The sequence below is a fragment of the Tersicoccus mangrovi genome (assembly GCF_036881825.1).
Classification (GTDB): domain Bacteria; phylum Actinomycetota; class Actinomycetes; order Actinomycetales; family Micrococcaceae; genus Tersicoccus; species Tersicoccus mangrovi.
This window is the reverse complement of sequence record NZ_JBAJMW010000001.1, coordinates 363,786-376,268: the sequence shown is the minus strand read 5'-3', so window position 1 is coordinate 376,268 and position 12,483 is coordinate 363,786. Positions and strand designations below refer to the sequence as shown.

Below are 12,483 nucleotides of genomic sequence, written 5' to 3'. Positions count from 1 at the left end.
GCTACCGTGCTCCGATGACCGACGAGGTGCGCCCCGCCGTCGACACGGAGCTCGTCACCCGGCTCGTCGCCGCGCAGTTCCCCGCGTGGGCTCACCTGCCGGTGCGGGCCGTCCCGGCGCAGGGCAACGACAACCGCACGTTCCGCCTCGGCGAGGACCTGGTGGTGCGGCTGCCGAGCGTGACCGGATACGTCGCCGCTGTCGCGAAGGAGGACCGCGTGCTGCCCCGGCTGGCCGGTGCGCTGCCGGTGGCCGTGCCGGAACCCGTCGCGAGCGGTGCTCCGGGGCAGGGGTACCCGTTCCCCTGGTCGGTGCGGCGCTGGCTGCCCGGGGTGACGGCGGACGAGGACCCTGCGCTGGACCGGTCGGCCCTCGCGGAGGACCTGGCGGCCGCCCTCGTCGCCCTGCGGCGGATCCCCACCGACGACGGGCCCGTGGCGGGGCAGCACAGCTTCTTCCGTGGTGCGCATCCACGGGCCTACGACGGCGAGGTGCGCGAGGCCCTGAGGACGCTGCGCGGGCGGGACGGCGTCGGCAACGACAGCAGCATCGACGTCGACGCCTGTGCCGCGGTGTGGGCGGAGGCCATGGCCACCGGGATCAGTGGTCCGCCGGTGTGGTTCCACGGCGACGTCGGCGTCGGCAACCTCCTGACCGTCGACGGCCGGCTGTCCGCCCTCATCGACTTCGGCACCTGCGGTGTCGGCGACCCGGCGTGCGACCTCGTCATCGCCTGGACCTTCCTCGGTCCAGCCGAACGGCGCCTCTTCGCCGACACCGTCGACCTCCCGACGTCGACCTGGCGCCTGGCCCGCGGCTGGGCGTTGTGGAAGGCCCTCATCACGGTGACGGGCGCCGAGCGGGACACGGCATACGACCGGTACCACCGGGCGATCCAGGAACGGACGATCCGCGCGGTGCTCGCCGACCCGGTCGCGGGCTGACGACGCGCCTCATTCCGTCGTCGACGCGTCCGGCACCTCGGCGTCGCGCGCGAGCTGGCGTTCGATCCGGGCGTCCGGGATCAGCCAGATCGCCGCGACGACGACGTACGTCGCGATGGCCAGCCACGGGTGCACGAGGGTGAGCAGGATGCCCGCGACATAGAGGAACGGGGAGAGTCGGCCCTTGAGGTCCCGCCCGAGCGCGCGGTGCAGCGTGGAGCGGCCGTCCTGCGCGTGCAGCAGCCGCGCCTGCAGGAGCATGTACGCGAGCGCGTTCATCAGCAGCACGATGCCGTACGCGGCGACGGGCACGGCCGCGAAGTCCTGCTCGCTCATCCACGCCGTCGTGAACGGCACGAGCGTGAGCCAGAACAGCAGGTGCAGGTTCGCCCACAGCACCGAGCTGGAGACCCGGGAGACCGCGGCGAGCATCTGGTGGTGGTTGTTCCAGTAGATCCCGAGGTAGACGAAGCTGAGCACGTAGGCCAGCAGCACGGGCACGTCCGCGCGCAGGGCCGCCCACGACGGGCCGTCCGGCTTGGGCAGTTCCAGCACCATGACGGTGATCGCGATGGCGATGACGGCGTCGCTGAACGCCCCGGTTCGTTCACTTCTCACGGCTGCGCCTCCGTCCGTCGGCCCCGGCAGCCCGCGCTGCGTCCATCCTGCGGGCCGCGGCGCCACGGGACCAGCCCCGCGAGGGGGGGACGTGGGCCGTCAGCTCACGTAGCGGCGTGCCGTGCTCGTGCGCTGGGACGCCTCGAGCGCCCGGAACCGCCGTTCGACGTGCCGCGGCAGGGGCCGGCGATGGCGCAGCACCCACGGCAGCCCGCGCACGGCGTCGAGCACGGCGCCGGCGGTCACCCGGTCCCGCGGGGCACCGGCGAGCACGTGCCCCGTGCGCCGCAACGCCGCCGGGAACGGCCGTCGCAGCCACGTGAACCACAGGGTGTTGCGCAGACCGTGGCGGCGCCGCAGGTGGGGGTCGCGGGCGGTGGAGGCCTGATGATGGACGACGACGTCGGGCAGGTGGCACAGCTCCCAGCCGGCGGTCGCGAGGTCCGCGGCCATCAGCTCCTCCTCGCCGCCGAGCCACAGCCGCTCGTGGAACCCGCCGACCGCGGTGTAGGCCTCGCGGCGGATCACGGACGCGCCCGCGAGGAAGCTGCCGAGCGCCGGCCCGGGCATGGACCCGGCCGTCTCGAGGGGGGAGTGCAGCAGCTCGGCGTTGATGGGATCCTCGGTGCCGCCCGGCTCGACGAGGATCTTCCCGGTCACGACGCCGAGGGTCGGGTGGGCGTCCAGCGCATCGGCGGCCCGGCGCAGCGACCCGGGCTCCCACCACGTGTCGTCGTCGCAGAAACCGACGTACGGGGTGTCCAGCCGGGCGACGGCGATGTTGCGGCCCACGGCGCCGAGGTTCTCGGGGCTCGCGATCAGTTCGGCCCACGGGTGCTCGGCCTCGATCGCGGCGGCGGTGCCGTCCGTCGAGCCGTTGTCGACGACCACGACGTGGGGCCGCTCGGGCAGCGCACGGAGCCGCGTCAGGGAGCGAAGCGCCTCCTCGCGCCGGTTCCATGTGATCATGACGACGGCGAGCCGCGTGTCCGGCGCGGCGGCGGCCGCCGTCATCGGGTGCGGATCGGCACGCGCGGGTCGCCGGCGGATCCGGGGGTGGGGGTGGTGCCGGAGCGCAGCGCGGCGAGCGACGCCTCGGTGGCCGGTGAGAGCCGTCGCCGTGCGCGCAGGGCCGCGGGCACACGACGCATCGCCGCGACCAGCCCGCGGCGACCCGTCGAGGAGAACAGGGCGGCGCCGGCCTGGCGGGCGACCACGGGCCACCCGCGGCGCAGCACCGCGGTGAGGATGCGGCTGCGCACGAGCTGCGCCTGCCGACGCTGGTCGGGGTCCCGGTCGAGGGAGGGGTGGTGGTGCGCGCGGACGGCTGCCACGTGGGCCACCTGCCATCCGGCGTCGACCAGGTCGAGGGCGAGGCGCTCCTCCTCGCCCGGGAACCGCACGACGTCGTCGAACCCGCCGACGGCCAGGAACGCGCGACGGCGCACGATGGTCCCGCAGGCGACGAAGCCCAGCAGCGCCGGGCCCGGCCAGCCCGGCGGGGTGCCCAGCGGCGAGGCGGCCAGCACGGCGTTGATGGGGTCGGGGTCCTCGTCCGGTCCGACGACGAGGGACCCGGCCAGGGCGCCGAGACCCGAGTAGGCGTCGAAGACGTCGGCCGCGGTGGCCAGGGCGCCGGGCGCCCACCACGAGTCGTCGTCGGCGAAGGCGACGTAGGGGGTGTGGGCGAACTGGGCGCCGAGCGTGCGTCCGGCCCCGCCGGCGTTGACCATCAACGGGATCACCCGCACCTCGGGGAACTCGGCGGCGATGGCCGCGGCGGTGCCGTCGGTGGACGCGTTGTCCACGACGATCACGGGAGCCTCGTGGTGCCGCAGGTTCGCGAGCAGTTCGTCCCGCCGGTTGCGGGTGGCGATGACGACGGTCACCCGGGCGTCGAGGGCGGCAGCGGGCCCGGATTCGGGGCTGGCGGTCACGGTTCTCCCTCTCGAACTCACCGACGCCCGGACCGGGCCGTCGGCACACGGGTCAATCGTACGGTGCGGCCGTCGCGAGCCCGGCCGTGACGCGGCCACCGGCGCCCGCTACGATGGCACGCATGTTCCGGTGACGAGTCAGCTTCCCGCGCCTGCGGCCTCCGACGACGAGCCCTGCTCCCGGTCGATCCGACCGGTCCGTCCTCAGGAACCCCGATCAGGGGAACGGCCCGGTGGGATCCCTCTCGTCCCGTCAGGACACCCATGACCGCCACCTCCTCCCGCCCTGCCGTCGTCCGCCCGACACCGCTCCGGCTGGACGGCGTCGGCTTCACCTATCCCACCCGCCCGGACCACCGCGTGCTCACCGACGTCACCCTGACCGTCGGTGCGGGGGAGCGCATCGGCCTGATCGGGGAGAACGGCAGCGGAAAGTCCACGCTGCTGCGCATCGGCGCGGGCCGGCTGGCGCCGGATCGCGGCGCCGTGCACCGGCCGGACGACGTCGGCCTGCTCCACCAGCAGGCCCCGCACGACGCCGCGGCGACGGTCGGATCCGTGGTCGAGGACGCCGTCGCCGAGGTCCGGGCCCTGGCCGGCCGCATCGAGGACCTGGCCGAGCAGCTGGCGGACGGGAACCCCGCGGTGGCGGAGGCGTGGGACGCCGTCCTGCGGGAGGCCGACCGGACCGGGCTGTGGACCCTGGACGCGCGCGTCGCCGCGGTCCTGACCGGGCTCGGCCTGGCCGATCTGCCCCCGGAGCGCCCCGTCACCGGCATCTCGGGTGGTGAGCGCCGCCGCCTGCAGCTGGCGGCCCTGCTGCTGGCCCGGCCGGAGGCGCTGCTGCTGGACGAGCCGACCAACCACCTCGACGACGGCGCCATGGACTTCCTCGTCCGGGAGCTGACGGCCTGGCGCGGGGCGGTGCTCATCGCCAGCCACGACCGGTGGTTCCTCGACGCGGTCGCGACCGGCATCGTCGACCTCGACCCCGGCCTGGACCCGGACGGCGCCGGCGGCCACCGGCAGGGCACCGCCTGGACCGGCGGGTACAGCGACTACCTGCGGGCCCGCGCGCGTGCGCGACGCCGGTGGGCCGACCGGTACGCCGATCAGGAGGAGCAACGTGCCCGGCTCGAGGAGGCCGCAGGGCTGGGCGAGGGCGACATCTTCCATCGCTCGACGTCGAAGAGCGAGACCCGCGCCTCGGCCAAGTTCTCCGCCGACCGGGCCGCGAAGACGCTGGGGAACCGGGTGCACGCGGCCCGGAACAGGCTCGACGCGCTGGAGCGGGACGCGATCGTCGCGCCGCCGGCGCCGCTGCGACTGGCGGCCCTCAGCGCCGTCGGGAAGGACGCGGTCCGCACGGGTGCGGACGACGCCTCGACGCTGATCCGCGGCCGCGCCGTCGCGGTCCCCGGCCGGCTGGATCCCGTCGACGTCGACCTGCGCGCCGGCGACCATCTCCTCCTGACCGGCCCCAACGGCGCGGGCAAGTCCACGCTGCTCGCCGTCCTGGCCGGGCGCCTGCCCGCGTCGGGGGAGCTGGACCGGCAGGAAGGCCTGGCCGTCGCCACGCTGAGCCAGCACGACCTGGACCCGGACGGCGCCGTGACGGCGGTCGAGGCGTTCGAGGCCGCACTCGCCCCCGGCGCACGGGCGAGGGCGGCGGGCGCCGTGCCCGGACCGGTCGAGCTCGGGCTGCTCGCCGCCGAGGACCTCAACCGCCCCCTGCGGGACCTGTCGCCGGGGCAGCGGCGCCGCGTCGCGCTCGCCGCCGTCCTGGCCTGCCCACCCGACGTCCTGCTGCTGGACGAGCCCACCAACCACCTGGCCCTCGGACTGGTCGAGGACCTCGAGGCGGCGCTCGCGGCATGGAACGGCACCGTCGTCCTCGCCACGCACGACCGGTGGCTGCGCGAACGCTGGACCGGACGGCGGCTCGTGCTCGACGCGGGGTGACGCCAGCCGTCGAGACCGGCGGAGGAAGAGGACGGTGACGCGGTCCGGCCGCCGGGCAGGCAGGCCGCGGTGCGGAGGACCGGACGAGAACTCCATCGGTGACCATGACGCTGACAGCGGGACGGGTGCAGCGGGTGGGGTCAGGCGGCCAGCTGCGCCGCCAGGCGGAGGAGGCGGGCGGCGCCGTCGACGCGCTCGCGGACCTGCTGGATGGCCGCGCTGCTGAAGGCGTGCGCCCGTGGTGCATAGGCGCTCAGCGCCGCGGGCCCGACGCCGGGAAGCACGAAGGGAACCACGATCATCGACGATGCACCGTACTGGGCGGCCGACCAGGCGAAGGTTTGCCACCGGGTCTCCGTCGTGACGTCCCCGACGAGCACGAGCGACTGGGTGCGCCCGGCCAGCAGGGTCGGGTCCTCGTCGGCGTCGAACTGCAGCGCGTCGAGGTCGCGGGCGCTGTCGGTGCTCACGGCGACCGTCCGGCCCGTTCCACCGCCGAAGGCCGCGATCGTGCACCGCACGTGCGGGTCGGTCGAGCGCAGATCGTCCGTCACGGCGACGACGAGGCGCTCGAGGAATTCCTGCACGTCCGTCACGTCGAGCAGCCCGTCGTACCCGTTGCCGGGGGCGCGGGGTGGGCGCGTTGCGGGTGTGGACGCGGTCACCCAGGCCACCAGGACGTCCGGCTGGATGCCGAGCAGCCGGGCGACCGAGAGTACCGGCGACGGCACCGCGGGGTCCGGCCGGTGGTCCTGGACCATCCGCACGGCCTGCGCCTTGAACTGGTCGGAGTACACCTCGACCGTCATCGGGTGACGCTCTGCACGAACTGCCGTTCGCGACGGTCCAGTTCCTCGGCCAGCTCCTGCTGGCGGTCCAGCGTCTCGACGCTCGGACCGTCCAGGGAGAACAGGTATTCGCGGTCCACCTGTCGGCAGACCCGGCTGTGCAGGGCCTGCACCGCGGTCAGGGGAAGATTCTCGAGTCCGGGGAACTCGTCCGTCGGGCAGAGGTAGGTGCTCGACGGGGCGTCCGCGGCGGCATCGTGGGCCGATCCGGCAACGGTGACAGCGGTGAGATCCGACATCACAGTGGCCTTTCATCCTGCGCCGTCCCACGAGGGATCACGGCGCGAACGGCCACTGTTCGACCGATGAGAGGAACGCTACACCGGGAAAGCGGCCTCAGGGGTGTCTCGACCAACGAGGAAACATTGCTCAGTTGTCGAAGCGCGTCGCGGGCCGGCCGCCGCCGACGCTCGCGACGAGATCGGCGGCGAGACGACGCAGTTTGATGTTGCGGTGGTTGGAGGCGGACTCGAGCATGGCGATCGCCTCCTGCTGGCTGCACCCGTTCTGCCCCATGAGGATGCCGACGGCGAGGTTGATGTCGGTGCGGGACTCGAGCGTGGCCCGCAGGTCCGCCTCGGTGTCGCGGTGGCGGGCCAGGCGCAGGGCGAGGCGAAGGGCACCGGTGGCCTGGCGGGTCTGCCGCTCGATCAGGTCGATCGCGGCGGCGTCGAACGCGTGGGCCTCGCTCGCGTACACGTTGAGCGCGGCTCGTGCCTCGCCCTCGAGTTCGAAGGGGACGGCGATGATCGAACCGACGTCGGCCTGCGCGGCCGTCGCCGTGTACTCGGGCCAGCGCGTCTCCGTCGCGGTGTCCTCGACGTGCACGACGACCTGCTCGCGCACCGACGTGAGGCACGGGCCCTCGTCGTGCCGGCCCTGGGACTCGTCGAGGGAGCGCGCCTGGTCGCTGGACGCTGACACGGTGCCGGGCCGACGCTCGCGCAGCAGGGTCACCGCGTAGCAGAGTTCGCCCATGTCACCGGGCATGAGTTCGGCGAGCATCGCCGTGAACTGTTCCAGGAAGTCGGTGAACTCGTCGCTGCGCAGGATCAGCTCCTGCAGCTGGGCGAGGAAGTCGTCGGAGGTCTGGGTGGACACGGGGTCCCTTTCCGGATGCGGGTGGAGCAGGTGCCGGATGTGGCACTCAGGGCTGGTGGTGGTCCCTCGCGTCGAGGATGCGGGAGAGCTCCTCGAGGCGGTCGAGCGTGACGGGGTGGGGGCCTTCGAGCGAGAGGTACTCCGCCTCCCGCTGCCGGGCGGCCCGGCTGTGCAGGATCTGGAGGTCGCCCAGCGTGAGCACGGTCAGGTCCGGGAAGGGATCGGTGGGTCGCAGGAAGGTGCTGCTGCCGGCACGTTGACTGGGGGCCGAGAAGATGTCGCGGACCGCCGGCAGGTCCGGAACCGACGACTCGTCGCCGATCACGTCGTCGGTCATGCGGTCCCCGGCCGGCGAGGCGACTCGTCCGCCGTCGCTCGCCCACGCGCGCAGGCAACAGCGCAGGGGGCGGTACGGGGAAGTCGGGGGGTCACGGCGGCGCTCTCCTCGGGCATGACGACACACTGAAGGGGCGGCCGCTGCTTGACCAGATCATCAGCATACGAAGGAGCGCTCAGGCGGACAAAACGCCGCGCGACGGCGTGTCCGAGCGAGGACACGGAGGATCACACCGCCCGGGTGTCCGTGTCCTCGAAGATGAGGAACGTCTGCGTGTCCAGCACGCCCGGCATGGTCTGGAGCTGATCGAACACCACGCGCCGCAGGTCCGCGTTGTCCCGGGCGCGCACGAGCAGGATGACGTCGAAACTGCCGCCGACGAGGGCGATGTGGGCGATCTCCTCGACCGCCTCGAGCCGGGCCCGCAGCTCCCGCCACGAGTGCTGCCGCAGGCGCAGGGTCACGTAGGCGGAGGCACTGAGCCCGAGCTTGACCGGGTCCACGACCGCGGTGAACCCGCTGATCACCCCGTCCGTCGTGAGCCGGTTCAGTCGCGTGTAGCAGTTGGCGCGCGAGACGTGCACGCGGGCGGCGAGCGTCGCCACGGGCAGGCGTGCGTCCCGGCGCAGTTCGGCGATGATCGCCCGGTCCGTCTCGTCCAGCTCCACGGCACTTCTCCTCTGCTTCTTCTCCGCGCCCGACGCCGGCGGAGGCGTCGCAGAATCGTCCAGCCGGACCGGGACGGCAGTGCGGGGGTCGAGCATATCGTCCACGGAAGGTGGGCAGGTGGACAATTCGTCTCGTCGTCTGTGCTCATCAGCATACGGAATGCGGCTGCATCGCATACTGGTGCGACAAGGACCGACGTGTGCCCTGAGTCACAGCAGGGTCCACCGGGACGCAGGAAGGACACCGCATGAGCGACACCACCATCGACGCCGTCGATGCGAGCGGCGGCGTGGCCGGGGAGGCCGGCGGACGCTGGCCGCGCCCGGGGACGATGTCGTTCGGCATCAGCCTCGAGGACTACATGCTGCCCGCCGCGGCACCGATCCAGATGGTCGACGAGCACGGCGTGCGGCAGACGCCGGGCGAGGGTCGTGTACAGCCGGGCCACGAGTACGCGTTCCCCGACGACGCCACGCTGCTGGCCGCCTACCGCAAGCTCGTCGTCGGACGCCGCGTCAACGACCAGAACTCCGCCCTCGTCCGGCAGGGCCGGATGGCCGTCTACCCCTCCAGCCACGGGCAGGAGGCCTGCCAGGTGGCAGCCGCGTTCTGCCTCGCCGCGCAGGACTGGTTGATGCCGACCTACCGCGACAGCGTCGCCGTCGTGAGCCGCGGTGTCGACCCGGCGGAGGTCATGGTCTCCTTCCGCGGCGACTGGCACGCGGGGTACGACCCGATGGCCGAGCACGTCGCCACCCAGTCGACCCCGCTGACGACCCAGCTCCTGCATGCCGTCGGCGTCGCCCACGCCGCGAAGCTGCGCGGCGAGGACACCGTCGTCCTCGCCATGTGCGGCGACGGCGCCACGAGCGAGGGCGACTTCCACGAGGCGCTGAACTTCGCCGCCGTGTTCCACCTGCCGGTGATCTTCTTCATCCAGAACAACCAGTACGCGATCTCGGTGCCCCTGGCGCAGCAGAGCGCGGCCCCGTCGCTGGCGCACAAGGCCATCGGCTACGGGCTGCCCGGCGAACGCGTGGACGGCAACGACCTGGCGGCGCTGCTCGCGGTGCTCGGCCGCGGCGTGCAGATCGTGCGCGACGGCAGCGGCCCGGTGCTGGTCGAGGCGCACACCTACCGCATGCAGGCGCACACCAACGCCGACGACGCCACCCGCTACCGGCAGGACGAGGAGGTCACCTCGTGGTCCGCGAAGGACCCGGTGACCCGGCTGCGCACCTACCTGACCGGCGCGGGCGTGCTCGACGACGCCGCGGAGGCGGAGATCGCCGCCGAGGCCGAGTCCGTCGCGACCGCCCTGCGCGCCGCCCTGAACGCGGACAGCGACCTGGACCCGCAGGAGCTGTTCGCCCACGTCTACACCGAACCGACCCCGCAGCTGCGCGAGCAGTCCGCGCTGCTGGCGGACGAGCTGTCCCGCGAGGCGCCGGCGTCCGGATCCGAGGAGAGCGCATCATGAGCCAGACGACGATCAGCCCGGCGACGATCCCGACGTCGTCGGACGCCAACGGCAACGTCTCCGCCGCGACGGCGAGCGCGGCCGAGGCCGCCGGCCAGGCCCGCGCCGCGGCGGCCCCCGCGCCCGTGACGTTCGCGAAGGCGCTCAACACCGCGCTGGCCGACGCCATGGCCGAGGACCCGTCCGTCGTCGTCTTCGGCGAGGACGTCGGGACGCTCGGCGGCGTCTTCCGCATCACCGACGGGCTGACCGCGCGGTTCGGCAAGGACCGCTGCTTCGACACCCCGCTGGCCGAGTCCGGCATCGTGGGCATGGCCGTCGGCATGGCGATGAACGGGCTGCGCCCGGTGATCGAGATGCAGTTCGACGCCTTCGCCTACCCGGCGCTCGAGCAGATCTTCAGCCACGTCGCCAAGATGCACAACCGCACCAGGGGCGCCGTCTCGCTGCCCATGGTCATCCGCATCCCCTACGGCGGCGGCATCGGCGGCGTCGAGCACCACTGCGACTCCTCGGAGGCGTACTACGCCCACACGCCGGGCCTGAAGATCTTCACCCCGGCCACCGTCGCGGACGCCTACCGGATGCTGCGCGAGGCCATCGCCTCGGACGACCCGGTCGTGTTCTTCGAGCCGAAGAAGCTGTACTGGTCGAAGGAGACCCTCGACCTCGCGGCCCTGCAGGATTCCGTCGAGTCCGACGGCGACGACCGGGCGGAGGGCAGGGCCGTGCTCGCGCGGTCCGGCACTGACGCGACGATCGTGACCTACGGCCCCTCGGTGCCGACGGCGCTCGCCGCGGCGGCCGCCGCGGAGGCGGAGGGCCGCTCGGTCGCCGTGCTCGACCTGCGCACCCTGGTGCCGCTGGACGACGAGGCGATCACCGCGGCGGTCAATGCCACGGGCCGCGCCGTCGTCGTCGCGGAGTCCCAGGGGTTCGTCTCCGTCGCCTCCGAGCTCGTCGCCCGCATCCAGGAGCGCTGCTTCCACCGGCTGGCCGCACCCGTCCGCCGCGTCACCGGCTTCGACATCCCGTACCCGTCCCCGAAGCTCGAACACCATCACCTGCCCAGCGTCGACCGCATCCTGGACGCGCTGGACGACCTGCAGTGGGAGGACCGATGACCACCGCCACGACGACCGTCCGCACCTTTCTCCTGCCCGACCTGGGCGAGGGCCTGACCGAGGGCGAGCTGGTCCGCTGGCTCGTCGCGGTCGGCGACCAGATCGTCGTCGACCAGCCGGTCGCCGAGGTCGAGACCGCCAAGTCCGTCGTCGAGGTGCCCTCCCCGTTCGGCGGCATCGTCGCGACGCTGCACGGTGACGCCGGCGCGGTGATCGACGTCGGAGCCCCGCTCATCAGCGTCGACGAGGGCGGCGACGCCGCTACCTCCGACGCCGCTGTTCCGGCTGCCGCCGCCGCGCCCGCCGAGCGCGCTCAGAGCTACCGCGAGGAGGAGCGCGCCGGCGCCACGCCACCGGCGGAGGTCACGCCGGACACGGCGGGCGGCACCGCCGCCGAGGCGGCCTCCGCGTCCGCCGACAGCGGCTCCGGCAACGTGCTGATCGGCTACGGCACGAGCGGCACCGCCGCCCGCGGCCGCACCCGGCGCCCGCGCGGTGCGGCACCGACTCCAGCCGCTCCCACTGCCGAGGTCCGGCGTGCGCCGGCGGTCATCTCGCCGATCGTGCGCCGCCTGGCCCGCGACCTGGGCGTCGCCCTGGAGGCGGTCACCGGCACCGGCCGGGACGGGCTCATCCTCCGCCGTGACGTCGAGGCGGCCGCCAGCGGCAGCACGACGGCGACCGAGGGCCACCGGGGGGAAGCCCCGTCGTCGTCGGCCGTGGCCACCGCGCCCGTCGGCACCGCCGGCGAACTCGACCGCCGCAGCGGTCTGCCGATCGCCGCTCGCACCGAGATGCGCGGCGTGCGGAAGGTGACCGCGGAGGCGATGACCCGCAGTCGCCGGGAGATCCCCGAGGCCACGGTGTGGGTCGATGTCGACGCCACCCGCCTGCTGAAGCTGCGTGCACGCCTCAAGGCGGCCGACCCCGCAGGGGCGCCCGGCCTGCTGGCCCTGATCGGCCGGTTCACGGCGGCGGCGCTGATGCGATACCCGGAGCTGAATGCCCGCATCGACGGCGAGCACATCGTCGCCGTCGACGGCGTCAACCTCGGGTTCGCGGCCCAGACCGACCGCGGCCTCGTCGTCCCGTCCGTCCCGAACGCCCACCGGCTCAACGCCCGCGAGCTCGACGCCGAGCTGAAGGCGCTCACCGCGCGGGCCCGCGACGGCAAGTGCACCCCGGAGGAGCTGCGCCGCGGCACCTTCACGCTGAACAACTACGGCGTGTTCGGGGTGGACGGCTCGGCCGCGATCATCAACCACCCCGAGGTCGGCATCCTCGGCGTCGGGCGGATCATCGAGAAGCCGTGGGTCGTCAAGGGCCGGCTGCGCGTGCGCCAGATGACCCAGCTGACCCTGGCCTTCGACCACCGGGTGTGCGACGGCGGGACGGCCTCGGCCTTCCTCGGCTTCATCGCCCGTGCGATCGAGGACCCGGCCGCGGTGGCCGCGGAGCTGTAG

General features: G+C 73.6%; 13 protein-coding genes. 5 read left to right on the top strand and 8 right to left on the bottom strand.

Annotation, left to right across the window (positions count from 1 at the left end; genetic code table 11):
* Positions 1 to 14: 14 nt before the first annotated feature.
* Positions 15 to 944 (top strand): aminoglycoside phosphotransferase family protein, encoded by a 930-nt coding sequence (locus V6N00_RS01865; protein ID WP_334230361.1) that lies wholly within the window; start codon positions 15 to 17, stop codon positions 942 to 944.
* 9 nt (positions 945 to 953) lie between these two features.
* On the opposite strand, the gene V6N00_RS01860 is transcribed toward V6N00_RS01865, so the two are convergent.
* From V6N00_RS01860 to V6N00_RS01850, 3 genes are all read right to left on the bottom strand, one after another.
* Positions 954 to 1,562: a TMEM175 family protein gene (locus V6N00_RS01860; protein WP_334230360.1), complete on the bottom strand. Its 609-nt coding sequence runs from the start codon at positions 1,560 to 1,562 to the stop codon at positions 954 to 956.
* 99 nt (positions 1,563 to 1,661) lie between these two features.
* Positions 1,662 to 2,576: a glycosyltransferase family 2 protein gene (locus tag V6N00_RS01855; protein ID WP_334230359.1), complete on the bottom strand. Its 915-nt coding sequence runs from the start codon at positions 2,574 to 2,576 to the stop codon at positions 1,662 to 1,664.
* Positions 2,573 to 3,499 carry a glycosyltransferase family 2 protein gene (locus V6N00_RS01850; protein WP_334230358.1) on the bottom strand — a complete coding sequence of 309 codons (927 nt, stop codon included), beginning with the start codon at positions 3,497 to 3,499 and terminating at the stop codon, positions 2,573 to 2,575. The genes V6N00_RS01855 and V6N00_RS01850 overlap by 4 nt, the downstream gene beginning before the upstream one ends.
* A 264-nt stretch (positions 3,500 to 3,763) precedes the next feature.
* Here V6N00_RS01850 and V6N00_RS01845 point away from each other — a divergent pair, with 264 nt between their 5' ends.
* Entirely contained in the window at positions 3,764 to 5,461 is a 1,698-nt protein-coding gene (locus V6N00_RS01845) for an ABC-F family ATP-binding cassette domain-containing protein (protein WP_334230357.1), read from the top strand.
* Positions 5,462 to 5,601: 140 nt separating this feature from the next.
* Here the strand turns inward: V6N00_RS01845 and V6N00_RS01840 are convergent, their stop codons facing one another.
* The 5 genes from V6N00_RS01840 to V6N00_RS01820 form a co-directional block, all read right to left on the bottom strand.
* A complete protein-coding gene (locus tag V6N00_RS01840) occupies positions 5,602 to 6,270 on the bottom strand; it encodes a hypothetical protein (RefSeq protein WP_334230356.1) in 669 nt (222 codons plus the stop codon).
* Positions 6,267 to 6,548: a hypothetical protein gene (locus V6N00_RS01835; protein WP_334230355.1), complete on the bottom strand. Its 282-nt coding sequence runs from the start codon at positions 6,546 to 6,548 to the stop codon at positions 6,267 to 6,269. The genes V6N00_RS01840 and V6N00_RS01835 overlap by 4 nt, the downstream gene beginning before the upstream one ends.
* A gap of 130 nt (positions 6,549 to 6,678) precedes the next feature.
* Complete coding sequence (locus tag V6N00_RS01830) at positions 6,679 to 7,410, bottom strand: GAF and ANTAR domain-containing protein (protein WP_334230354.1); 732 nt, start codon at positions 7,408 to 7,410, stop codon at positions 6,679 to 6,681.
* Between the two features lie 46 nt (positions 7,411 to 7,456).
* Positions 7,457 to 7,747, bottom strand: coding sequence for a hypothetical protein (locus V6N00_RS01825; protein WP_334230353.1), 291 nt, complete (start codon positions 7,745 to 7,747; stop codon positions 7,457 to 7,459).
* Positions 7,748 to 7,974: 227 nt separating this feature from the next.
* Positions 7,975 to 8,415 (bottom strand): Lrp/AsnC family transcriptional regulator, encoded by a 441-nt coding sequence (locus V6N00_RS01820; protein ID WP_334230352.1) that lies wholly within the window; start codon positions 8,413 to 8,415, stop codon positions 7,975 to 7,977.
* Positions 8,416 to 8,747: 332 nt separating this feature from the next.
* Between V6N00_RS01820 and pdhA the strand changes: the two genes are divergently transcribed.
* Genes pdhA through V6N00_RS01805 form a run of 3 tightly spaced genes read left to right on the top strand, consistent with a single transcriptional unit; the run spans position 8,748 to position 12,483 of the window.
* Positions 8,748 to 9,896 carry a pyruvate dehydrogenase (acetyl-transferring) E1 component subunit alpha gene (pdhA, locus tag V6N00_RS01815; RefSeq protein ID WP_334230737.1) on the top strand — a complete coding sequence of 383 codons (1,149 nt, stop codon included), beginning with the start codon at positions 8,748 to 8,750 and terminating at the stop codon, positions 9,894 to 9,896.
* A gap of 11 nt (positions 9,897 to 9,907) precedes the next feature.
* Positions 9,908 to 11,020, top strand: coding sequence for an alpha-ketoacid dehydrogenase subunit beta (locus V6N00_RS01810; protein WP_334230736.1), 1,113 nt, complete (start codon positions 9,908 to 9,910; stop codon positions 11,018 to 11,020).
* A complete protein-coding gene (locus tag V6N00_RS01805) occupies positions 11,017 to 12,483 on the top strand; it encodes a dihydrolipoamide acetyltransferase family protein (RefSeq protein ID WP_334230351.1) in 1,467 nt (488 codons plus the stop codon). The genes V6N00_RS01810 and V6N00_RS01805 overlap by 4 nt, the downstream gene beginning before the upstream one ends.